Genomic DNA, 23,442 nt, shown 5'->3' with positions numbered 1-23,442 from the left:
ACGATAGCGATGGCCGACACCGACGCCGCCGCGGGCACCCGGGCGGAGTCCCGGAGCAGCCGTAAGGTGCGCCGCAAGGCGCAGAACCGCAGGCGCCTGGGCATAGCCGTGGCCGTGATCGCCCTCTGCGGGGCCGCCACCACCGCGTACGCCTTCACCCTCGGCGACTCGGGATCCGCCCGGAGCGACGCCAAGCTCGCCGGCCCAGGTGCCGCGGCCGACGGGGCTGCGGCCGCGAAGGGACCGGAGCAGCCCTGGGACGGCAAGGTCAAGGTGCTGGGGGACGGCTCCACCTCGTACACCGGGCCGCAGCCGGGACAGCTCAAGCCGGAGCGGCTCAAGCCGGGCGAGAAGCCGCCGCAGTTCGTGGTCTTCTCCTGGGACGGCGCGCTGGAAGGCGACGACCACCTCTTCTCCCACTTCCGTCAGGTGGCCCAGGAGAGCAAGGCCCACATGACCTTCTTCCTCACCGGCATCTACCTGCTGCCGGAGAACAAGAAGACGCTCTACCACCCGCCGCAGCACAACCCGGGCTCGGCCGCCATCTCGTACCCGACCGTCCCGCACGTGAAGTCCACCCTCACCCAGCTGCGCGGCGCCTGGGCCGACGGCGACGAGATCGGGTCACACTTCAACGGGCACTTCTGCGGCCCCAAGGGCGGCGGGGACTGGAGTCCCGCCGAGTGGAAGAGCGAGATAGACCAGACGTACTCCTTCGTCAAGAACTGGAAGACCAACACCGGGTTCACGAAGGAGGCGCCGCTGCCCTTCGACCCGGACCGGGAAGTGGTCGGCGGCCGCGCGCCGTGCCTGGAGGGGCAGAAGAACCTGCTGAGCGCGATCAAGCCGTACGGCTGGCGCTACGACGCCAGTTCCGCGGGGGACTTCCAGCTGTGGCCTTCCAAGCCGAACGGCATATGGAACTTCCCCCTCCAGCTCGTGCCCCTCCAGGGCAAGGAGGCGCAGGTCCTGTCGATGGACTTCAACTTCCTCTACAACCAGTCGGGCGACAGCACGCAGGGCGACCCGGCGAAGTTCGCCGCGTGGCAGGCGCAGACCCGCGCCTCGTACCTCAACGGCTTCAACCGCGTCTACAACGGCAGCCGGGCGCCGATGTTCATCGGCAACCACTTCGAGGACTGGAACGGCGGCATCTACATGAAGGCCGTCGAGGACGTGATGAGGGACGTCTGCCCGCGCCAGGAGGTGCGCTGCGTCTCGTTCAAGGAGCTGGCGGACTGGCTCGACGCCCAGGACCCTAAGGTCCTGGCCCAGCTGCGGATGCTCGATCCGGCGCAGGCGCCGGACTGGACCGCGCTGATCAAGTAGCGGGCCCCGGAAGGCCGCCGGGCTCCGGAAGGCACACCAGGCCCCGGAAGGCCTGCCGGGCCCCGCAAGGCCGTCGGGCCCCGGCAGGCCCTACTTCACCGCCTTGATGTAGTCGGCCCACAGGCGCAGCGCCCGGTCGCTGCCGGGCGTGCCCAGGGCGTCCCCGCCCAGGCCCGTCAGCGGCAGCGGCAGCAGGTCGGTCAGCGCCATCCGGTACACCACCACGGCCGTGGTCTCGCTCTCGGTGCTGCCCACGTACCAGCCCGCCGTGTTCGCGGCGGTCGTTCCCGTCTTGCCCGCAGTACCGGGGTGCGCCTTGGCCGCCGCCTTCGCCGATCCCTCGGTGACGGCGGACCGCAGGGCGTCCGTCACCGCGCGGGCGGTGGTGGCCTTCACGGCCCGGGTCGGCTTCGGCGCGTCCAGCGGCAGAGCGGAGCCGTTGCGGGTGACCGAGCGCACCGAGTAGGGGTCGGTGTGCATGCCGTCGGCGGCGAAGGTCTCGTAGGCGCCGGCCATGCGGATCGCGCTCGGGGTGGAGTTCTCGCCGAGGGCGAACGTGGGGATGCGCGGTCCGAGGCTCGATCCGAGCAGACCCGAACGTTCGGCGAGCGAGTCCACCCGGTCGAGGCCGACGTCGAGGCCGAGTTGCAGCATCGGGGTGTTGACGGAGTCGGCGACGGCCTGGCGCAAGGTCACCGGACCCCAGCTGCGCCCGCCGTCGTTGCGGCCCTTCACCACTTTGCCGCTGCGGTCCCAGTACGGGCCCTCGGGCGTCTGGACCGTCACCTGGTCGTTGCCGTCGTACGTGGTGGAAGGGGAAACCGGCGTACGGGGCTTGCCGCGCGTGCGCAGCACCCCGTCCTCCAGCGCGGCGGCGTAGACGAACGGTGTGAACGCCGTGCCGGCCGGGATCGTCGTCGCGTTCGACTCGTTGAAGCCCTGCTTGAGGTAGTCGGGGCCGCCGTACACGGCGAGCAGCCGGCCGTCGGGGGCGACGGTCGCCGCGCCGATCTTGGCGTTCTTGTCGGTGTTGGGACGCCGTTCGGCGTCGAAGTCCTTCTGCGCGTTCTGGACGGCGGCGGTCAGGGCCGTCATGCGGCTCTTGTCGAAGGTCGTGTAGATCTGGTAGCCGCCGAGGTCGAATTCGGCGTCCGGGATATGGCCGGTTTTGACCGCGTACGCCTTGGCCAGCTCGACCAGGTAGCCGGTCTGCGCGCCGGGCGTGCCGGGCAGGGACGCGCCCGTGGGCTCGGGGAACTTCGTGTAGGTGGCCCGCTCGGCGGGCGAGAGCTGGCCGGTGTCGACCATGCGGTCCAGGATCCAGGACCAGCGCTCGATGGCCCGCGCGTGGTTCTCCTTGCTGAGCGCCGGGTCGTACAGGCCGGCGCCCTTGAGGAGGGAGGCCAGGAAGGCGCCCTCGCTGGGGGTGAGCTGTGAGACGTCCTTGCGGTAGTAGGCCTGGGAGGCGCGCTGGATGCCGTAGGTGCCGCGCCCGAACCAGCTGGTGTTCAGGTAGTCCTCCAGGATCTGCTTCTTGCTCGTCTGGTTGTCCAGCTTCACGGCGAGCATGATCTCGGTGAACTTCCGGGACAGGGTCCGGTCCTGGCTCAGGTAGGCGTTCTTCACGTACTGCTGGGTGATGGTGGACCCGCCCTGGGTCTCGCCCCCCGTCACGGCGGCGCGCAGGGCGCGCAGGACCCCGGACGGAGAGACTCCGGGATCCGAGTAGAAGCTGGCGTTCTCGGCCGCGAGTACGGCTCCCTGGACCTTGGGGGGCACCTTGTCCAGCGGCATCTCCTCGCGGCTGACCCAGCCGGTGCGGGCCATCGTGGAGCCGTCGGCCCAGTAGAAGACGTTGTCCTGTTGCCGAGCGAAGGAGTTGAGGTCGTCGGGTATCTCCGTGGTGGCGTACGCCAGGCCGACGAAGGCGGCGAGGCCGGTGAACAGGTACAGGCAGGCACCGAGCCACTGGCGCCAGGAGGGTGCCCAACGGCGCCAGCCGCTGCGGCCCGGCCTCGGATAGTCGGGCCGCAGGCGCCGCAGCTGCGTGCGCGCCACGGCGGCGGCCGGAGCCAGCGCGGCGAGCCGGCCGGCCCCTGCCCGCTTGAGGGCGTCGAGGCGTCCGGCGCCCGCCTTCGGGCGGCGCCGCGCCCCCGAAGGGGCGCCCCGGCGGCCCGACGTGGCGCCGCCCGCGTCCTGCGCGCCCGCCCGCCCGTTCCGCGATCGCCCGCTACCGGCCGGATCCTGCCTGTCCACTCGGAATGCCCCCTGTGCCGTTCTCTCCCGGACACCCTAGATGCACTTGCTGTGAGGCCGGCAAGCGGAGGCGGACTGTCCGGCGGACAGGGGGATCGGGACTGGCGAGCGGAGGTGAAACGGAACGTGACGAAAGAGTCGCCCAGTTGTGCGAAGATGCCCTCCCCCGGTTCGTGCGTACCGGGTGACAAGGGGAAACACAGTGATACCTAAGAGGTTCAGGCCCGCCGCCATCGCGGCCCTGACCGTAGCCCTGGCGTCCGGGAGCATGCTCGCCTACTCCGCGAACGCGGGTACCGGCCCCGAGGCGGCCGATCGCGCCACCTCCGATACCTTCGCCCGCATAGCCGACGACGTGCTTTCGCAGCGTACCCAGGCCCTGGTCGAAGACCAGGCAGGTCACCACAATTCCGGGCATACCTCCGCGAAGACGCGGTTGTCGGCCCAGTTGAAGAAGGACGAGGACGCGGCGATCTCCTCGCTGCGGTCCCGCAAGACGCGGCTCGCGGAGCTCGGCGAGGCCTATACCGGCGCCGACACCCGGGTGGCCGTCGACCGCGCCACGGTCACCGGCGGCAAGGCGACCGTCCAGGTCACCGAGCAGACCACGCTCACCTACAAGAAGGTGCGCGGGGACGAGCCGGCCACCACCGACTTCCGGACGCGCTACGAGCTCACGCTCACCAGCAAGAAGGGCGGTGCCTGGGAGCTGACCTCGATCAAGTCCCAGGAGAACGGCCCCGTGGCGGTCAACGAGCCGGTCGCAGCCAAGGCGAACGTCGTCGTGGACGACGGCAACCAGTACCCGGACGGCACGCCCGCGTCCACCAAGTACCCGGCGCCGTCCAAGCCCAAGGCGATGACCGGCGGCACGTACGACTACGCAGCCATGGCGAAGTACGCGGAGAAGTACTGGAGCAACTACAACCCCGCGTACCGCAAGTTCACCGGCGCCGGGGGCGACTGCACCAACTTCATCAGCCAGGCACTGAAGGCCGGCGGCTGGAAGGCCGTTCCGGGCTCCACCTCGGACTACCGCAACTGGTGGTACGACAGCACCCGCCAGTCCGACTCCTGGGTCGGCGCGAACGAGTGGGCGTGGTTCACGCTGTCCAACCAGCGGGCCGCGAACCTGGCCAACGTCTACCAGACGGACGTCGGCGACATCGTGCAGGTGGACTTCAACAAGGACGGGTCCAAGGACCACTCCATGATGGTGACGTACCGCAGCAGCGCGGGAATGCCGTACCTCACCTACCACTCCACGAACACGTACCGGAAGTCCCTCGCGAGCATCATCGCGTCGTACCCGAACGCGGTGTACTACGCGTACCGCACCTGACGGGTGCCGTTCGGCTCCTCCTGCCGCGGGGTTCCCGCGGCAGGAGGAGCCGCTTTGTCCGGCCTGAGCAGCTCATCGCCCGATTTGGGTCCGTTCAGGACGTTCGTCGGCGCGGTTCCCGGGTAGGGCCTCAAGATGAGCTACGTACACCCGGGCAAGGAGTACTCGCGCGACAGCCGGTACCTCACCACCCGGATCACCGCCGACGGGCGCGACGGGTTCCCGGTGGAGTCCGACCGCTACCGCCTCGTGGTGAGCCGGGCGTGCCCCTGGGCCAGCCGTGCGGTCGTCGTTCGGCGGCTCCTCGGGCTGGACCGGGCCATGTCGATGGCCATCGCCGGGCCCACGCACGACGACCGCAGCTGGACCTTCGACCTCGATCCGGGAGGCCGCGACCCGGTGCTGGGGGTCGAGCGGCTCCAGGAGGCGTACTTCGCCCGCGACCCCGGCTACGACAAGGGCATCACCGTGCCCGCGATCGTGGACGTGCCGAGCGGTGCGGTGGTGACCAACGACTTCCCCCAGATCACCATCGACATGTCGCTGGAGTGGACGGCGTACCACCGCGAAGGCGCGCCGGCGCTGTACCCGGCCGCGCTGCGCCCGGAGATCGACGCCGTGAACGAGGTGGTCTACAAGGACGTCAACAACGGCGTCTACCGGGCCGGCTTCGCCGGGTCACAAGAGGCGTACGCCAAGGCGTACGAGCACCTGTTCGCCCGCCTCGACTGGCTTTCCCAGCGGCTGGAGCACTCCCGCTACCTCGTCGGCGACACCATCACCGAAGCGGACGTGCGGCTGTTCACCACCCTCGTGCGCTTCGACGCCGTGTACCACGGCCACTTCAAGTGCAACCGGCAGAAGCTGTCGGAGATGCCGGTGCTGTGGGCGTACGCCCGGGACCTCTTCCAGACGCCCGGATTCGGCGACACGGTCGACTTCGACCACATCAAGAAGCACTACTACCTCGTGCACGACGACATCAATCCGACCGGGATCGTCCCCGTCGGCCCGGACCTGTCGGGCTGGCTCGAACCCCACGACCGGGCAGCACTGGGCGGCCGCCCGTTCGGGGACGGCACCCCGCCGGGGCCCCTCAGCCCCGCGGAGACCGTTCCGCCGGACCACGCTCCGCCGGCCCGTTGAGAGGGGCGGCGGGACGCGGGGCCTCGGGGCTGCGGGGCAGGAGGCAGGCCAGGGCGCCCAGGAGGGAGCCGTACACGGCGACCAGCCCGTGGCCGTTGGACTGGGCGAACCACATGGCCAGACCGAGGACCGGCACACCGAGGGCGAGCAGCGCCTGCTGCGTGCCCGTCCGGCTCCGCCCGGCGCGCAGGGCGCGGAGCAGGAGGGGTGCGGCGAGGGTCGCGGCCAGGAAGTAGGTGGCCCCGGAACTCCCCGCGAAGTTGCGCGGGTCGGTGCTGCGGTCGCTCTCGCCGAACAGGGTGTCGATGTACGTCGGCAGGAGGATCCCGGCGGCGAAGAGGGCCAGCATGAGGGGGCCGCCCCAGAACCATTCGGCGAGGGCCGCGATGACGGCGATGGTGGCGAGGTTCCACGCGTCGCCGAACAGGCCGCCGTTCTGCATGAACACCGAGGTCACGGGGCGCCACCAGCCGGTCTTCGACGGGTCGCCGCCGAAGGCGTCCATCGCGCCCGACCAGCACAGCTGCGTCACCAGTCCGGCGATGACGAGGGCGGTCAGGCCCATCGCCGCCCAAGGTGTGGGACGCCTTCGCAGGGTGTCCTCGCCGAGCAGGGCCAGTGCGCCCTTGAACATCACAACCATCAGTGCCGCCGTGGTCACGTTGAACACGAGCGCGTCCATCGTCACCACCCCCCTTCGGTCCCCGTCGCTTGTTCCGAGGAGGACAGTAGCCCACGACGAGGCGAATTCAAACAGTGTTTGAAACCGGGGGGTAGGCTCCCCCCATGAAGCTGACAGCGGAGCGGATCGTCGATGCGGGCATGGCGGTGTTCGCCGAGTCGGGGTACCACGGCCTGTCGATGCGCAGGGTGGCCCAGCGGCTCGACGTCCACGCCGGGAGCCTGTACTACCACGTGCCCAACAAGAGCGCCCTCGTCCAGCTGATGGCCGACCGGGTCGCCCGGCAGGCCTACGAGGCGGGCACCGCCGCCCTGGTGGAACTGGGCCCGGGGGCGGGCTGGCAGGAACGCGTCGAGACCCAACTCGTCGCACTGCGCGGGACCCTGCGGCGCCACCCCGGTGGGGCGGTGATGTTCGCCGACAGCCCCAAGGTGCTGAGCACGGCGGCACTGGCCCTCATGGAGCGGCTGCTGGAGACGCTGGCCGAGGCCGGCGTACCCGCCGCGGACTGCGCCGTGGGCGCGGACGCGCTGCTCAGCCACGTCACCGGCTTCGTCCTGCAGGAGCAGAGCCGATCGCCCGCCGTGGCCGTCGGCGCCGAAGAGGGCGCCGCGCTGCGGGAGCGGTTCCCGGTGACCGTCGCCGCCGCCTCGGCCTTCGGGGGGGACGAGAAGTTCGTCCGCAGCGTGCGACTGCTGTGCACGGGCCTCGACGCGCTCCTGCGTTCGTGACGTGGCGCCGGACTGATGCCGCAGACCAGCGCGGGAGCGGGGCGGGGCGGGGGCCGGGGCCGGGGCCCGGGTCGGAGGTCACACCACGAGCGTGGAGCGGTCCCTGGTGGCCATGTGTCCGGGGCGGCCCGGCTCGTTGCCCCGCCGACGAATAAGGCCAATACTTATTGGTGAAACCTGCGACTCGGGAGGAAGCCATGTCGAGCGAACTGCAGCAGCGTGCGAAGCGACCGGTCAGCGCCGCGCTCGCGGGTCCCTACGGGCACCCGTTCCACCCGATCCTGGTGACCGTGCCCATCGGAGCATGGGTGGCCGGCACCGTCTTCGACATCGCGTCGCACGTCGTGGACGATCCGGACTTCCTGGCCCGGGGTTCGATGTGGCTGATCGCCGTCGGGGTGATCGGCGCCCTGCCGGCGGCGCTGGTCGGCTTCCTGGACCTGCTGGCCATCCCCAACGGGACGCGGGCGTTTCGCATCGCGCTCGTCCACATGACCCTGAACCTGCTGGTCACGGTCTCCTACGCGGGCAACTTCCTGTGGCGCCACGCCGGGGGCGGGCCGTCCGGCAGCGTCGGCTGGGGCCAGCTCGTGCTGGGTGCGGTGAGCCTGGCCGTGCTCGGCGCCTCGGGGTACCTGGGCGGCATGCTCGCCTACCACTACGGCGTCCGCGTCGCGGACGAGGCCACCCAGGCGGAGGGCTTCACCTCCGCCGCCGGGCGGCGCACCGGCTGACCACCGCCGGCGCGGTGGGAACGGATCGGCGGGCAAGCCCGTCTTCCCTGACGCGCACCGCCACCGGTGCGTCCGGGCCGCCCGCGACGGTCCGTTCCGACACGACGCAGAGGCTTTCCCTACCCGTGAGTCTGACGAGTACCACCCCCTTGCTGATCGCCGTACTGATCCTCCTCCTGGCCTTCGCCGCCGCGATCCGGTGGTGGCCCCGGCTCGCGCGGCAGGGCTGGAGACGGGTGGCGGCGCGCGCGGGGCTGCTGTGCCTCATACAGGTGCTGCTCCTCGCCACCGTCGGGCTCGCCGCGAACCGCAGCTTCCTGCTCTACGGGTCGTGGGCCGAACTGGCGGGCCACTCGCAGCCGGCGCCCCCGCTCGGGCGGGCCGCCGGCGACTCCCCCGTACGCGTCCTCGGCCGGCAGGAGACCGGCACGCCCGGAGGCGGGCCGCCCCAGGTGGCCGGTGTGATCGAGAAGGTCACCGTGCACGGGGCGCACTCCAAGGCCGATGTACCGGCGTACGTGTACCTGCCGCCCGAGTACTTCCAGAAGGGGAACGAGCACAGGAGGTTCCCCACGGCCGTCGTCCTCACCGGGTTCCCCGGCATGGCGGAGAACCTGATCAAGGGCCTGGACTACCCGAAGAAGGCGTGGGCCCTCGCCAAGGAGAAGAAGACGCGGCCGATGATCCTGGTGATGATGCGGCCCACCACGGAGTCGGCACGCAACACCCAGTGCATAGACGTGGCGGGCGGCCCGCAGAGCGAGACGTTCTTCGCCGCCGACCTCCCGAAGGCGGTGTCCGCCGCTTACCGCACCGCCGGCCATCAGACGGGCGCCCGCGGCTGGGCCGTCATGGGCGACTCGACGGGAGGTTACTGCGCCTTGAAGCTGGCGCTGCAGCACCCCGAGAGCTACTCGGCCGGGGTGGGCCTGTCGGCGGACTACAAGCCGGAGGTGGACGGCGACTCCGGTGACCTCTTCCGCGGCAACAGCGCCGAGGAGCGCCGTTCCGACCTGCTGTGGAGCCTGGACCACCTGCCGCAGGGCAAGACGTCCTTCCTCGTCACGACCTCGGTGCAGGGCGAGGCGAACCACGGGCCCACGCAGAAGTTCATATCCAAGGTCAAGAACCCCGCCCGCGTCTCCTCGATCACCCTCGACCACGGCGGACACAACTTCGCCACCTGGCGCCGGGAGATCCCGCCCGCGCTGGAATGGATCAGCGGCCGCATCACCGGCGAGTGAGCCGCCGTGCGGTGGGGCGGCCCCGGCGCGGGTCGGCCCGGTCGGGTCGGGCCCCGGGGTCGTCGCCCACCAGGGCAGAGGGTCGTCGCCTACCAGGGCAGGGGGCCCTCCGCGTCGAAGTAACCGCCGGTCGGGCCGTCCGGGCCCAGCCGGGCCATCCGGACGATGATCTCGGCGCCCTGCTCCACGGTCTGCGTGCCCTCGTGCCGGTTCAGGTCCGTCGCGGTGTAACCGGGCTCCACCGCGTTGATCCGCATCCGGGGGAACGCCCGGGCGTACTGCACGGTGAGCATGTTGACCGCGGTCTTGGAGGCCGGGTAGGCGACCCCCGGGTACCCCTTGGCGCCGGCCCGGGCCAGCGAGGCCAGACCGCTGCTGACATTGACCACGACTGGGGCGGCGGAGCGTTCCAGCAGCGGGAGGAAGGCGTGGGTCACCCGGACCAGGCCGAAGACGTTGGTCTCGAACACCTCCCGCATCACGTCGGCCGTCAGCTCCGCGGCGCCGATGATGCCGCCCCCCGGTGAACGCACCTCGATCCCGGCGTTGTTGACCAGGACGTCCAGTTCGCCGTCGGCCTCGATGGTGGCCACGGCGGCGGCGACCGACGCGTCGTCGGTGACGTCGAGTTGCACGAACCGGGCGCCGAGCCCGGCCGCGGCCGCCGCTCCCCGCTCGTTGTCACGCGCTCCCAGGTAGACCGTGTGGCCCGCGGCGGTCAGGCGGCGGGCGGTCTCGTATCCGAGGCCCTTGTTGGCCCCTGTGATCAAGGTGGTCGTCATGGGGCCCAGCTTCCCTCCGGGGGGAAGCGATCGGCCAGTGGTTTACGGGACGCTGTCGAGCCGTAAACGGTCAGCAGGGGGTCGAGGGACCCTTCTGGCGGGTGATGTTGTCGTTGGACATCCAGCCGGCGGTGTTCGTGCCGTCGATGCGGACGTAAGTCCACTTGTTGCCGTGGGCGTTGACTATGTAGCAGTGGTACCAGAGCTTCGTGCCGGACTTGGCCAGGGTGACGGCGGGGCAGGTCTGGTAGGGCCCGGCCTCCAGGTGGTAGTCGCCGGCCATGTACCCGTAGCTTCCTGGGTGGGGGTCCTTGTGGCTCCAGCCCGCGCAGCCCGTGGATACCGGGCTGGGCCGGGCGGTGGCCGTTGCCGACGTGCCGGGGGTCGCCCCGTGGGGGCCGGCCGCTCCCGAGGGTGAGGGCTTGGCCGACGGCTTTCTGGCGGAGCCACGGGAGGGGGACGCGCTCGGGCCCGTTTCCGCCGGGGCGGTGATCGCGGGCAGTGCCGCGGGCTTGCGGCCGCCGCCCTTGTCGCCGCCTTGGCCGGAGAGGGCGTAGGTGATGCCGGCGGCGCCGACCACGGCGAGGGCCGCGCCCACGGCGACGGCGGTACGGCGCCGCCCCCGGGCGCCACGTGCCGCCGGAGGCACCTGCGACGTGGGCGCGGGGGGCGGGTACCCGTGGTGCGCCGGACGCGGGTACGGCTGGTGGAGCGGTACGGGGCCGGGACCGGCCATCGGGGGCGGGCCGAAACCGGCAGCGGCGGGGGCCGGTGCCACGACGGACGGTTGCGTCAGTGGCGGCAGCGGCACCGGAGCGGGCGCAGGCGGCGCCGTGCGGCTCGCGGCCAGCTCGGCCAGCTCGGCCAGCAACACACGGGCCCGCTCGGCCGTGGGCCGGTGGGCGGGGTCCTTCGCCATGAGCGCCCGCAGCACGGGTCCGAGCGGCCCCGCGCGGCGGGGCTCGGGCAGCGGGTCGGCGACGATCGCCGACAGGGTGGACCACACGGAGGTGCGGCGGAACGGCGAAATGCCTTCCACCGCCGCGTACAGCGTCATGCCGAGCGACCAGACGTCGGAGGCCGGTCCGGGCTCGTGTCCCTGAGCCCGCTCGGGCGGCAAGTAGTCCAGGGAGCCGATGATTTCACCGCTGCGCGTCAGCTTGGCGAGGGCCTCGTCACCCGGGCCTTCCATGGTGGCGATGCCGAAGTCGGTCAGTACGACGCGGCCGCCGCGCTCCAGCAGCACGTTGCCGGGCTTCACGTCCCGGTGCAGGACGCCCGCGCGGTGCGCGGCGTCGAGGGCGTCGCTCAGCTCGGCGCCGATCGCCGCCGCCTCGTAAGGGTCCATCGTGCCGCGTTCGGTGAGGACGTCGTCGAGGGAGGGTCCGTCGACGAGCTCCATCACGATGACGGGCAGGCCCCGTTCTTCCGTCACGTCGTGCACGGTGACCACGCCGTTGTGCCGGATCCGGGCCGCGGCCCGGGCCTCCCGTTGCATCCGGGCACGCAGATCGGCGAGTTCGGTCGCGCCGGCGTCGGTGTGGGCCCGCAGTACCTTGACGGCCACCTCACGGCTGAGCAGGGTGTCCTCGGCCCGGGCGACCACCCCCATTCCGCCGCGGCCGATCATCGAGGTCACCCGGTAGCGCCCCCCGAGCAACCTGCCGACCAGTTCATCGTTCGTCTCCCCCGTCGGCACCGCACACTCCGTTTCACAACCGCGCTCGTCACGTACCCGTCTGGCGGCACAAGCGTAGAGGCATGATCACGGCGCCCCCTCCCCAGGGCGGGCCCGCACCCGGACACGTCCCGCGCGGCGAGCCGCCTCCTGTTGGGTGCGTCCGGCGGCGTCAGGTGCCGCCGTTCTTGAGGCGGCGCAGGAACTCGTCGGACAGACGCTTTTGCAGTTCGGCGAGTTGTTCCGGGGTGTACGCGTTGAGGTCGACCGCGCCGGGGGCGGGGACGCCGTCCTGCTTCGATTTCTGTTTCTCCTGCTCCCGGCGTTCGAGTTCCTCTGCCTCAGGTGATCCGGGCGCCGCGAACGCGCACCGGATGAGGGTCCCGTCGGCGGTCTTGAGGCAGGTCGCCTCGCGGCCGGCCACCTGGCCCCGGCCCTCGACCCGGTAGCGGATGTTCTGTTCGCTGCCGACCGTGGCGGTCCAGGTGCTGCCGCCGGTGGGGACCACCTCGAACACCCTGTCCTCGTTGTAGCAGCAGACGTCCCGGTACTCGGCCTTCACCAGCTCGACGAGTGCCTTCGGGGACGACCACGTCGGCGTGAGCCGGTGGACGGTCATCGGGGCGAGGCCGCCGCCCTGGTGGCGGGTGGGGACCGTCGATACGGCCACGACCGAGCTGGCCTCCCCCTGCGGTGTGAGGGGGGTGACGTACACGCTGTTCCCACTGGCATCGCGGTACCGCAGGGTGAACTCCGAATCGTTGCCCTCGTTGGCGCCGTCCTCGGAGGCGTCCCAGCCACTGCGCTCGAACCACCAGTCGGTGAAACTGCCGACCGCGGCGGTCCCCTCCCGCTGCCGGGACGCGAGGCTCAGCGGGTAGGAAGGGCCGGGCACCGAGGCCGTGTCACCGGTGATCGTCAGCTTTCCGGTCCGCCCGTTGTAGAGCGCCACTCCGGCCGGGCGTTCGGTGACGACGAGGATGCCGGTCTGGCGCTTGAGGGGGACGACCACGACGGGGGTGTCGCCCGAGCAGGTCACGTAGGCGTCCGACGCCTCGAAGCGCACCCAGCGCTTCCGGGCCGAGATCTTCCGCCCGAGGTTGTGGCCGAACCAGCCGCTGATCCGCGCGTCGGCCCGCTCCACGTCGAACGAGCAGCGTTCCTGGTTGCGGCTGTTGCCGCCGAGCGGGATCTCCTGCACCAGGCCGACCTCGTACCCGGCCAGCCAGCCGCGCCGCTCGACCAGGGTCGCGAACCGGTCCGCGTCGGGCAGGTAGGTGACGTCGGAGATCTCGCCGGTCACATCGCCCAGGTGCGGGCCGGCCTGCGCCTTCCCGACCAGGTAGGGCGCGCGGGGCGCCAGTTCGGGGACCGGCTCGGAAACGACGCGGACGTCCTGCATGTACGCGCGGTCCTGGAGGTACGCGCCGTACACCAGCCACCAGATGGCGAGGCCGAGCCCGAGGAGACCGCCCAGCCAGGCGAGGGCCACCGCCGCGTTCCCGCCGCCGCCCCCGCCGTCCCGCTTCCTGCGGAGCAGCCTCACCACCAGCCACAGCGCCCCGGCGGCAGCGCCGGCCAGCAGCGGGACGGCCAGCCAGGCGAAGATCTTCCGCAGCTCCCACACCACGACGGTGGTGTAGTACGAGGCGTACCAGAGCGCCAGGCCTGCCAGAAGTACCGCTATGCCCCAGCGCAGTGCCCGGCCCATCAGCGCCCCCCGACGTCAGTGGCTCCGATTGTCCACGTCGCACCGGCACATGTCATCAGTCGCGGGCCGTGGGCGCCCGCCCGGCAGGGCGGGCGCGTCGGAGGGGATCAGACGATGCCCTCCGCGATCTCCGCCTGCTCGCGGGTGGTTCCGTACGCGGACGGGGTCCCGTAGGAGCGCCGGGCGACGGCCCACCACACGCTCGCGAGGACCAGCACGACCGCCAGCGCGATCACCGCGTAGTTCATCGAGTCGATGGTGACGGGGGACTTCTGCGGCAGGCAGAACAGGACCGTGACGACCGCCACCCAGACGACGGCGATCCAGCCGACCGGCTTGCTCCAGCGGCCCAGGCTCCACGGACCGGGCACGAACCGGTCTCCGGCGCGCAGCCGCAGGTAGATCGGGATGGCGTAGGCGGGCGTGATGCCGATGACGTTGATGGCGGTCACCGCCCCGTACGCGGTGGCGGAGTACAGCGACGGCAGCGCGAGCACGCCCGCGACGACGACCGAAAGCCAGACCGCCGGGACCGGCGTCTGGGTGCGGCCGCTGACCTTGCGCCACAGGGCGGAGCCGGGGAGCGCGTTGTCCCGGCTGAACGCGAACACCATCCGGCTCGCGGCGGCCACCTCGGCGTTGCCGCAGAAGAGCTGGGCGACGATGACGACGAGGAGCAGGGCGCTGGCGCCCCCGGAACCCAGGGCGTCGAGGAAGATCTGGGCGGGCGGGACGCCGGTGGCGCTGCCCTGGACGGTCGCGTAGTCCTGGATGGCGAAGGTCAGGCCGGCGAGCAGGGCGAACCCGGCGATCCATGAGACCCAGATGGACCGGACGATTCCCCTGGCGGCGGAGACGGAGGCGTTCGAGGTCTCCTCCGAGAGGTGGGCGGAGGCGTCGTACCCGGAGAAGGTGTACTGGGCGAGCAGCAGGCCGACCGCGGCCACGTAGAACGGGTTGGTCCAGCCGGTGTCGTTGACGAAGTGGGTGAAGACGAACGACGGGGACTGGTGGTGGTCGGGGACGAGGGCGAGGGCGCCGACGATCAGGGCGACACCGCCCAGGTGCCACCACACGCTCACGGAGTTGAGCACGCTGACGAGGCGGACGCCGAAGAGGTTGAGCGCGGCGTGCAGCAGCAGGATCGCGAGGAAGATCAGGAACGTCGACCCGGAGGTGGGTACGAAGCCGAACTGGAGGTTGAGGAACGCGCCGGTGAACAGGGCGGCGCCGTAGTCGATGCCGGCGATGGCGCCGAGCAGCCCGAGGAGGTTCAGCCAGCCGGTGTACCAGCCCCAGCGGCGTCCCCCGAGCCGGTCGGCCATGTAGTAGAGCGCCCCCGAGGTGGGGTAGGCGCTGGTCACCTCGGCCAGGGCGAGGCCGACGCAGAGCACGAACAGGCCGACGCCGGCCCAGCCCCACAGCATCACGGCGGGGCCGCCGGTGCCGAGCCCGAAGCCGTACAGGGTCATGCACCCGGAGAGGACGGATATGACGGAGAAGCTGATGGCGAAGTTGCCGAAGCCGTCCATCCGGCGGGCGAGGACGGGCTGGTAGCCGAGTTCCCTGAGCCGTTCCTCCTCGTCCTGGGGGCGTGGGGCGTTGCCGCCCTTGTGGGCTGCCCATGCGGTTCGGGACATGGTGGTTCCTCCGGGTGGGTGGTGGGGCGCGGGGACGGTGAGCGGGTGGGACGGTGGGCCGGCGCGTCAGTCCCGGCCGGCCAGGCTGCGGGACCTGGCCTGCAGGAACACCTCCTCGGCCACTGCCTGGTCGGCCGGGGCGCGGGTCCGGTGGGCCCACGGCAGGGGGGTCCAGTACGGGCCGATCGCGTCGAAGACGCGGGCCGCCTCCTCGAACCGGTGGGCTCCCCACAGGGCGTGGGCCAGGTGGTTCAGGTCGAGCGGGGAGGCGCTGCGCGGGTCGGCGGACAGGAACCAGCGGTCCAGGGCGTGGCCGGCGTCGCGGATGGCCTCCTCGGCGACCCAGTGCAGGTCCAGCGCCCTCTCCTGGCCGCCTTCGCGGCGGTAGCGTTCGACTCGTACGTAGAGCGGCAGGACGTGGGCGGCGGAGCCGGGCGGGGCGGAACCGGCTGCCCAGTGCGCGAAGTTGGCGGCCTCGGAGAGCGGTCCGGGGCAGCCCGCGTACACGAACTGGAGCATCCGGTGGTAGGCCTCGCGGTTGTGCGGGTCACGCTCGTCGGCCTCGGCGAGGATTCCCCAGGGGCCGGGGGGCAGCATCGGGCCGGGTGGCGGGAGCCGGTGCTCGTCCATCCGGCGGTGTTCGTCGAGGGGCGCGAGGGCGAGCAGGCAGACCCAGGGCACGGGGTCGGCGGGGCTGAGGGCGGCGGCGTCGCGGCAGGCCGTCCACGCTTCCCGCCACAGCTCGGGGGTGCGGGGGTGACCGGCGCGGTGGGCGCGGACGGCCCGTTCGACGGTGACGCGGGTGTGCATCACGGTGGCGGCGACGCTGTGCGGTTCCTCGGCGCGCCAGGCCTGGACCACGTCGGATCCGGCGGCGACGGCGGCGAGGACCTGGGTGCGCTGGGTCCACAGCCCCAGGCCCTCGGTCCGTTCGAGCAGGCGTGCCATCGACACCCACCGACCGGTGCGCAGGTCCTGGACGGCCACGCGCAGCTCGTGGTCGTGGCCGGCGGGGTGGTAGACGGGCCGGTAGTCGCTGCCCGCCATCACCTCGTCCCGGTCGACGGGCGGCCGGGGCGGGCGCGTCTTGCGGTTGTCGTGGTCATCAGTCCTCGGCTCGGTTGATCGGCGATCACTATAGGGTGACCGGCCCCTTCCGGAACCAGATTCTTGTTCGAACGCAAGTAACCGGCCACAAAAGACATATGACTTTGCGTCAGCGTCGCCTGGGCGGGGCGTCTGGGGGATCTTGACGCACGGCCTCCGCTGGTGGATTCTTCCGACGGTCAGACAAGCCGACACCAGGGACGGAGTGGTGATGACGGGCCCGGTGCTCGCTGTCGACCAGGGCACTTCGGGCACCAAGGCCCTCGTCGTCTGTCCGGTACGCGGGGTCATCGGCTCCGGGTCCGCGCCGGTGCGCCCCCGATACTTGCCGGGCGGCCGGGTGGAGGTGGACCCCCGCGAGCTGCTGGCCTCGGTCGTCGGGGCGGGGCGGGCGGCGCTCGCCGCGGCCGGTGAGCCGGTCGTCGCCGTGGGCCTGGCCAACCAGGGCGAGACCGTTCTCGCCTGGGACCCGGCGAGCGGTGAGCCGCTGACCGACGCGATCGTCTGGCAGGACCGGCGGGCCGAACCGCTCTGCGAGGAACTCGCGGCCCACGCACCTTCGTTGCGGCAGACGACCGGTCTGCCGCTCGACCCGTACTTCGCCGCTCCCAAGATGGCCTGGATACGCCGCCACCTGACCCGGGATGGCGTCGTCACGACCAGCGACGTGTGGCTGGTGCACCGCCTCACCGGTGCGTTCGTGACGGACGCGGCGACGGCCGGCCGCACCCAGTTGCTCGACCTCGACACCGTGGGCTGGTCCCGGACGGCGCTCGACACGTTCGGCCTCGCGGGCGAACGGCTCCCCGAGATCGTCGACGCGGACACCCGCGTCGGCACCACCACCGCCTTCGGACCCGAGCTGCCGCTGACCGGGCTGCTCGTGGACCAACAGGCGGCGCTGCTCGCCCAGAGCGCCACCGAGCCCGGCGCCGCCAAGTGCACCTACGGCACGGGGGCGTTCCTGCTCGCGCAGACCGGCCCCCTCCCCCGCCGCAGCGCCTCCGGGCTGGTGGGCTGCGTGGCCTGGCGGCTGGCCGGCCGGACCAGCTACTGCCTGGACGGACAGGTGTACACGGCCGCGTCCGCCGTGCGCTGGCTGACCGATCTCGGCGTGATCTCCGGCGCCGGGGACATCGACACCGTGGGCGGCAGCGTGCAGGACGCGGGCGGCGTCACCTTCGTCCCCGCGCTCGCCGGGCTCGCCGCCCCGTGGTGGCGGGGCGACCTGCGGGGCTCGGTCACCGGACTCGGCCTCGACACCACTGCCGGGCACCTGGTGCGGGCCCTGTGCGACGGTATCGCCGCTCAGGTGGCAGAGCTCACGGACGCGGTCGCCGGTGATCTGGGCACGCCGCTGACCGCCCTGCGCGTGGACGGGGGCCTGACCCGGTCCGCGCTGCTCATGCAGGCCCAGGCGGACCTGCTCCAGGTCCCGGTGGAGGTGTCCGCGCTGCCGGACGCCACCGCGCTGGGCGTCGGCGCGGTCGCCCGGCTGGGGCTCGATCCCGCGCTCGGCGTCGAGGAGGCCGTCCCGGAGTGGAAGCCGTCCGCGGTGTACGAGCCGAGGGCCGGCGCCGGTCAGGCCGCGGAGCGCCGGGCCCGCTTCCGCAGGGCGGTCTCGGCCCTGCTCGACGGCCCGGGATGAGCGTCACCACCGGCGGTGCCCTGCCCGGCGGGGAGTACGACGTGACGGTCGTCGGCGCCGGGGTGGTGGGCTCGGCCATCGCCCGCGAACTGGCCCGCCTTCCCTTGCGGATCGCCCTGGTCGAGGCCGGCGACGACGTCGGCGACGGCACCTCCAAGGCCAACACCGCCATCCTGCACACCGGCTTCGACGCGGTGCCCGCAACCCTGGAGTCCCGGCTCGTCCGGGAGGGACAGCGCCGACTCGCCGCGTACGCCGCCGACACCGGCATCCCGGTGGAACCGCTCGGGGCGCTCCTGGTGGCCTGGGACGAGGAGCAGCTGGCGGCGCTGCCGGGCCTCGCGGAGAAGGCCGTGCGCAACGACTACCGCTCGGCCCGGATCATCCCGGCCGAGGAGGTGCGGGCCCGTGAACCGGAGCTCGGCCCCGGGGTGCTGGGGGCGCTCGACGTGCCGGGCGAGTCCATCATCTGCCCTTGGACCACCACCCTCGCCTACGCCACGCAGGCCGTCCGCGCCGGCACCGACCTGCACCTCAACTGCCGTGTCCAGTCCGTGACTCCGGGCGAAGGGCACCTCCTCGGCACCAGCCGGGGACCACTGCGCACCCGCCACCTCGTCAACGCCGCCGGCCTGTACGCCGACGAGATCGACCGGCTCCTCGGTCACGCGGACTTCACCGTGACGCCCCGGCGCGGCCAGCTGATCGTCTTCGACGAACTCGCCCGCGGCCTGGTGCGGCACATCCTGCTGCCCGTGCCCGGCGCGCTCGGCAAGGGGGTGCTGGTGACGCCGACGGTGTACGGGAACGTGATGCTCGGGCCGACCGCCGAGGACCTGGACGACAAGACCGCGACCGGATCGACCGCCGAAGGCCTCGCGCTGCTGCGGGAGAAGGGCCGGCGCATCCTGCCCGCGCTCCTGGAGGAGGAGGTCACCGCCGTGTACGCGGGACTGCGGGCCGCCACCGGGTCCGAGGACTACGCGATCCGGGCCCACCCCGCGCAACGGTACGTGACCGTCGGCGGGATCCGGTCGACGGGCCTGACCGCCTCGATGGCGATCGCCGCCCACGTGGTGGCGCTGCTCGGCGACGGCGGTCTGCCGGTGACGGGCGCACGGGAGCTGGAGCCGGTGCGGATGCCGAACCTGGGGGAGGCGTTCCCCCGGCCGTACCGCGATGCGCGGATGATCGCGGCGGACCCGGAGTACGGCCGGATCGTCTGCCACTGCGAGCGGGTGACCCGCGGCGAGATCCGCGACGCGCTCGCGGGGACCGTCCCGCCCGGCTCGCTGGACGGTCTGCGGCGCCGCACCCGCGCGCGGGGCGGCCGCTGCCAGGGCTTCCACTGCGGCGCTGCCGTCCGCGCGCTGTTCGAGGAGGGCCGCCGGTGAACCGCACGGTCGACGTGCTCGTCGTCGGCGCCGGGCCCGCCGGTCTGGCCCTCGCCCGCCGTCTCGCGGGCGCCGGCGCCGGGCGGATCGAGGTCGTGGAGCGCGAGCAGGACGCGGGAGGGGTTCCGCGCCACTGCGACCACGGCGGGTTCGGCCGGCCGTCGCGCCCCTGGCTGCGGGGACCGGAGTACGCACGGCGGGCCACGGAGGCCGCGGTCGGCGCGGGAGCCTCGGTCCGTACGGGTGTCAGTGCCACCGGCTGGGCCGGTCCCCTGTCCTTGGACACCACGAGCCCGGCGGCCCTGGAGCGGATCACTGCGCGGGCCGTCGTCCTCGCCACGGGTGCACGGGAGCGGCCGCGCAGCGCCCGGCTGGTGCCCGGCTCCCGCCCGGCGGGCGTGCTGACCACCGGGGAGCTCCAGCAGTCGGTCCATCTGTACGGGCAGGCGGTCGGCCGGCGGGCCGTGGTGGTGGGCGCCGAACCGGTGGCGCGCCATGCGGTACGTACGCTGCGCCGGGCCGGTGCGCAGGTGGTGGCGGTGGTCACCGACCGCCCGCGCGGCACCGCGCTGCCGGGGGTCCCGCTGCTCACGGCGACGACGGTGGCCCGACTGCGCGGCCGCGGACGCCTGTCGGGCGTGGTCCTGCAGCACGCCGACGGCCGGTCGGGGGTGCTCGCCTGCGACACGGTGGTGTTCACCGGCGACTGGATCCCCGACCACGAACTGGCCCGCCGCGGCGGGGTCACCCTGGACCCCGGGACCCGCGGCCCCTGCGTGGACGCCTCGTTCCGTACGTCCACGCCAGGGGTGTTCGCGGTCGGCAACGTGCTCCACGGCATCGAGAGCGCGGCCACCGCCGCCGCCGAAGGCGCCGCCGCGGCGGCCTCGGTGCTGGCCCACCTGTCGGGCGCCGCCTGGCCCGGTGCAGGAGTGCCGCTGGCCGTACGGGCGCCGCTGGTGTGGGTGACGCCGAGCCGGGTCACGGGTCTGGCCGGCCGGCCGTTGCTCCTGCGGTCGGGGGAAGCGCTGACGAGCCCCGTGGTGACGGTCGGGCAGGACGGGCGGCTGCTGTGGCGGCGCCGGTTCCCGGGCCGGGTGTCGCCGTCGCGGTCGCTGAGGCTGCCGCAGGGGTGGACGGCCGGCGTCGACCTCACGGGTGGTCCGGTCGTGGTGCGGCTCGGCTGACGGCAGACACCGGCCGATGGGGCGCCAAGTGACCTGTGGGCGACATGTTTTGACGACACGTGACGGGACGCCCCCGAGGCAGGTGAGCCTGCTGCGCTGGCCTATCATCTGTTCGATTCTCGCGGGCGGGTGGCGACTCTTGACGAGAGGCATCGAACACTTGCGATTGACAGGCAAGCACCGGATATCCATCCTCGCGGCGGTGGCGGCCTCCGCCGCGATCGCGGGAAGCATGCAGCTCACCTCCAGCGCGTTCGGGACCGAGACCGACGAGGACCCCGCGCCGGAGGCCGCGAGCTCCCCGGCGGCCCTGCCGGCGGTGGAGGACGTCGACGCCCACGCGCAGGACTCCGCCGTCTACGGCAGCGACACCACCGCCTTCAAGGGCGGCGTCATGTCGCTGGGCGCACCGGCGTCCCGCTCCGCACCGAAGTCGGGCGTGGCCGCCGCGCCCGCACCACTCCAGGGCGAGGGGTGGAAACTGGGCGGCGTGACCAAGTGGCTGCAGACCGGCTACACCATCAAGTTCTACGACCAGAAGTCCGCGGACTGGCTGGCGCCGTACGTTCAGGCGAGCGCCGCGGACCTGCGCCGCATCACCAACCTGCCGGTGACCGTCGACACCAGGCCCGTCGGCTGGGACTACTCCCGGCCCCGGGGCGAGGTGGTCATCGGCGTCGCGCACCGCCCGTGCCTGCCCCCGGACGGCGACAGCATGGGGAACACGGGCTGGAAGGTGGTCCGTGACGGCTCCGGCATGGCGAACCTCAGCTGTGGCTTCACCAGTTCCTCCCTGCCCGACACGGCCACCAGCGGCCACGCCTACATCGACGACGAGTTCTTCACCCCGGCCGGCAAGCCCACGGCCGCCATGGGTGAGACGTACATGCGCAACCACATCAGTCACGAACTCGGGCACACGCTGGGCCTGGCCCACGCCAACCGCAGCATGGACAAGAGCGACTGCGCCAAGGGGAGCGACTCCGGCGAGTTCCCGGTGATGTGCTCGCCGGCCTACGCGTACCAGGACAAGCGCGCCGGCACCTACGTCCAGCAGTTCGACGTCCAGGGCCTGCGGCTGCTCGCCTCCGGTGCCGGCGCCGTGCTGGCGCCGCAGGGCAAAGTGACCGGCATCGGCTCCAAGTGCCTGGACGTCAAGGGCGGGAAGGCGGCCAACGGCACGCAGATCCAGCTCTACACCTGCAACGGGTCCGCGGCGCAGTCGTGGATCCTGGGCAAGGACGGGACGCTGCGCGCGCTGGGCAAGTGCCTGGACGACGCACGCAACGCCGGTGCCAACGGTGACAAGATCAGCCTCTACGACTGCAACGGCACGCCGGCCCAGCGCTGGTCCGTCAACGCCAAGGGCCAGATCGTCCACGTGGCGTCGGGCAAGGTGCTCGACGTGACCGGCGGGTCCACCGCCAACGGGACCGCCGTCCAGCTCTACACGGCGAACGCGAACAAGCGCCAGGTCTGGGTCACCCCGAAGTAACCCCTCGGGCCCGCTCGGACGGCCGCGGTCCTCGGTCACCGCACGCAGCGGTGGCCGGGGCCCGTGCACCCGGAGGGGCGGTGAATGGCCGGAGGTCGCCTTGCCGGGAGCCGCGGGCGGGTGACAGCGTGCGTACCCCCGCGGTCGTAGAACGTGAGGTCCCGGCCGCCCCTTTTCCGTAGCCGTGCGGAAGCACTCCACCGCACCGCGCGTCTGCCACACCATACAAACGCGCACCGGGGCGGGCCCGGTCGGGTGACCGGCGCCGAGCGGCGCCGGTCACGCGAACCGCGAGTGGTCAGCCGTCAGCTGTCGCCCCCGCCGCGCTGGCGCAGCGCGATGCGGTTGCCGTCGGGGTCGACGGCCTCGATGCGGGCCCCGAACGGGTAGTCCTCCGGTTCGTCCTGCTCGAAGGTCACATCACGGGCAGGTCAGCATCGCGATCGTCGTCCTGTCCGTTCGTCGGCCGGCCGGCCTCCCGCCGGAACGTCGAGGTGCTCGCCGGTCCGGCCGGGGTCTACCGCTTCATCGCCTCACTGACGAATCGCCGCACGAGAACGTGACAGGGCGGGTGCACGGACGTCAGGGGCTGGTCCCGACGAGGACGCCGACCTTGTCGATGCGGTGTTCGGGGTTGTTCTGCGCGTCCCGCCAGGTGTTCCCCGCGGCGTCGTCCTCCGGCGTGAGACAGGTGGACACGGTGATCATCGCGCGGCTCGGCGACGTGCCGCTGGAGCCGGGGACCGCGGCGCGCTGCTCCTCCATGGAGGAGGGTGAGCGGAAGGAGGTCGTGCGGGTGGTGCCGATGACGTACTCGTACGTCACACCGCCCGCGGTGACGAAGACGGACGCGCCCTGGGGCAATGACGGCAGGGCGTTCAGCGGGCCGCCACCGGCGATGCGGTGACCGGTGACGATGTAGTTGCCGACGTCGCCGGGACCCACGCCGCCACCGGGGCCGTAGGGGCTCGCGGCCAGGCCCCGGTCCTGGATCGCCGTACCCGGGGCGTCGTCGGGGCTGCCCTGGTACGGGACGACGGGCAGGCCGGAAAGGCCGATGGCCGGGATCGACAGCGTGGCGGCCTGGATGCCGGTCACGGCCGCGGAGGGCGCGTGCGAGGCCGGCTGCTGCGCGAGGGCGCCGGGAGCAGCCGTCAACAGGACGGCGAGAGACACACTGGCGAGCGCCGCTGGCACGCTGCGCGAAGAGCGGAAGAGGCGTGGAGACATGGCGTTGTCCAAAGTCTGCCGGAGTCGTTCGGTCCAGCCGGCCGGTCGGCCCTTCCAGACTGACACAGGCCACGACGTGCGGCAGCCCGGTGCCGCGGCGCCTGCG

18 protein-coding genes are annotated in these 23,442 nt (G+C 72.3%); 10 read left to right on the top strand and 8 right to left on the bottom strand.

Translation table 11 applies throughout. The features are described from left to right. The first annotated feature begins 9 nt into the window (after positions 1-9). Entirely contained in the window at positions 10-1,329 is a 1,320-nt protein-coding gene (locus tag OG861_RS29060; RefSeq protein ID WP_329192503.1) for a hypothetical protein, read from the top strand. Between the two features lie 90 nt (positions 1,330-1,419). On the opposite strand, the gene OG861_RS29055 is transcribed toward OG861_RS29060, so the two are convergent. After that, entirely contained in the window at positions 1,420-3,585 is a 2,166-nt protein-coding gene (locus OG861_RS29055) for a transglycosylase domain-containing protein (RefSeq protein ID WP_443056417.1), read from the bottom strand. A gap of 202 nt (positions 3,586-3,787) precedes the next feature. Here OG861_RS29055 and OG861_RS29050 point away from each other — a divergent pair, with 202 nt between their 5' ends. Next, on the top strand, positions 3,788-4,927 hold the full coding sequence (locus tag OG861_RS29050) for an amidase domain-containing protein (RefSeq protein WP_329192504.1): 1,140 nt from the start codon (positions 3,788-3,790) through the stop codon (positions 4,925-4,927). 135 nt (positions 4,928-5,062) lie between these two features. After that, positions 5,063-6,073, top strand: a complete 1,011-nt coding sequence (locus OG861_RS29045; RefSeq protein ID WP_329192506.1) for a glutathione S-transferase family protein — start codon at positions 5,063-5,065, stop codon at positions 6,071-6,073. Here OG861_RS29045 and OG861_RS29040 read toward each other — a convergent pair. Next, positions 6,024-6,755: a hypothetical protein gene (locus tag OG861_RS29040; RefSeq protein WP_329192508.1), complete on the bottom strand. Its 732-nt coding sequence runs from the start codon at positions 6,753-6,755 to the stop codon at positions 6,024-6,026. The genes OG861_RS29045 and OG861_RS29040 overlap by 50 nt on opposite strands. A 104-nt stretch (positions 6,756-6,859) precedes the next feature. On the opposite strand from OG861_RS29040, the gene OG861_RS29035 reads away from it, so the two are divergent. The 3 genes from OG861_RS29035 to OG861_RS29025 all read left to right on the top strand — a co-directional run bounded on the left by OG861_RS29035 (position 6,860) and on the right by OG861_RS29025 (position 9,464). Next, entirely contained in the window at positions 6,860-7,486 is a 627-nt protein-coding gene (locus OG861_RS29035) for a TetR/AcrR family transcriptional regulator (protein ID WP_329192510.1), read from the top strand. Positions 7,487-7,683: 197 nt separating this feature from the next. Beyond that, entirely contained in the window at positions 7,684-8,220 is a 537-nt protein-coding gene (locus OG861_RS29030; protein ID WP_329192512.1) for a DUF2231 domain-containing protein, read from the top strand. Between the two features lie 125 nt (positions 8,221-8,345). Further along, positions 8,346-9,464: an alpha/beta hydrolase gene (locus tag OG861_RS29025; RefSeq protein WP_329192514.1), complete on the top strand. Its 1,119-nt coding sequence runs from the start codon at positions 8,346-8,348 to the stop codon at positions 9,462-9,464. An 89-nt stretch (positions 9,465-9,553) separates the two neighbouring features. Here the strand turns inward: OG861_RS29025 and OG861_RS29020 are convergent, their stop codons facing one another. From OG861_RS29020 to OG861_RS29000, 5 genes are all read right to left on the bottom strand, one after another. After that, on the bottom strand, positions 9,554-10,246 hold the full coding sequence (locus OG861_RS29020; RefSeq protein ID WP_329192516.1) for an SDR family NAD(P)-dependent oxidoreductase: 693 nt from the start codon (positions 10,244-10,246) through the stop codon (positions 9,554-9,556). Between the two features lie 70 nt (positions 10,247-10,316). Beyond that, on the bottom strand, positions 10,317-11,945 hold the full coding sequence (locus tag OG861_RS29015) for a protein kinase domain-containing protein (RefSeq protein ID WP_443056419.1): 1,629 nt from the start codon (positions 11,943-11,945) through the stop codon (positions 10,317-10,319). Positions 11,946-12,096: 151 nt separating this feature from the next. After that, positions 12,097-13,635, bottom strand: a complete 1,539-nt coding sequence (locus OG861_RS29010; RefSeq protein WP_329192518.1) for a hypothetical protein — start codon at positions 13,633-13,635, stop codon at positions 12,097-12,099. Between the two features lie 107 nt (positions 13,636-13,742). Beyond that, a complete protein-coding gene (locus tag OG861_RS29005) occupies positions 13,743-15,275 on the bottom strand; it encodes an amino acid permease (RefSeq protein ID WP_329192520.1) in 1,533 nt (510 codons plus the stop codon). 66 nt (positions 15,276-15,341) lie between these two features. Then, a complete protein-coding gene (locus OG861_RS29000) occupies positions 15,342-16,322 on the bottom strand; it encodes a hypothetical protein (RefSeq protein WP_329192522.1) in 981 nt (326 codons plus the stop codon). A gap of 271 nt (positions 16,323-16,593) precedes the next feature. Here OG861_RS29000 and OG861_RS28995 point away from each other — a divergent pair, with 271 nt between their 5' ends. From OG861_RS28995 to OG861_RS28980, 4 genes are all read left to right on the top strand, one after another. Then, positions 16,594-18,030 (top strand): FGGY family carbohydrate kinase, encoded by a 1,437-nt coding sequence (locus OG861_RS28995; protein WP_329192523.1) that lies wholly within the window; start codon positions 16,594-16,596, stop codon positions 18,028-18,030. Continuing rightward, the gene (locus OG861_RS28990) at positions 18,027-19,424 is read left to right on the top strand and encodes an FAD-dependent oxidoreductase (RefSeq protein ID WP_329192524.1); all 1,398 of its coding nucleotides are present in this window, start codon (positions 18,027-18,029) and stop codon (positions 19,422-19,424) included. Before OG861_RS28995 ends, OG861_RS28990 begins: the two co-directional genes overlap by 4 nt. Beyond that, the gene (locus tag OG861_RS28985) at positions 19,421-20,611 is read left to right on the top strand and encodes an NAD(P)/FAD-dependent oxidoreductase (RefSeq protein ID WP_329192525.1); all 1,191 of its coding nucleotides are present in this window, start codon (positions 19,421-19,423) and stop codon (positions 20,609-20,611) included. Before OG861_RS28990 ends, OG861_RS28985 begins: the two co-directional genes overlap by 4 nt. A gap of 166 nt (positions 20,612-20,777) precedes the next feature. Continuing rightward, positions 20,778-22,106, top strand: a complete 1,329-nt coding sequence (locus tag OG861_RS28980; RefSeq protein WP_329192527.1) for a ricin-type beta-trefoil lectin domain protein — start codon at positions 20,778-20,780, stop codon at positions 22,104-22,106. 582 nt (positions 22,107-22,688) lie between these two features. Here the strand turns inward: OG861_RS28980 and OG861_RS28975 are convergent. Continuing rightward, the gene (locus OG861_RS28975) at positions 22,689-23,282 is read right to left on the bottom strand and encodes a sortase domain-containing protein (protein ID WP_443056420.1); all 594 of its coding nucleotides are present in this window, start codon (positions 23,280-23,282) and stop codon (positions 22,689-22,691) included. Between the last annotated feature and the right edge of the window lie 160 nt (positions 23,283-23,442).

Origin of the sequence: Streptomyces sp. NBC_00539 (assembly GCF_036346105.1) — a bacterium.
Taxonomy (GTDB): domain Bacteria; phylum Actinomycetota; class Actinomycetes; order Streptomycetales; family Streptomycetaceae; genus Streptomyces.
The sequence above is the reverse complement of the archived record's forward strand: the minus strand, read 5'-3'. Positions and strand labels throughout refer to the sequence as shown.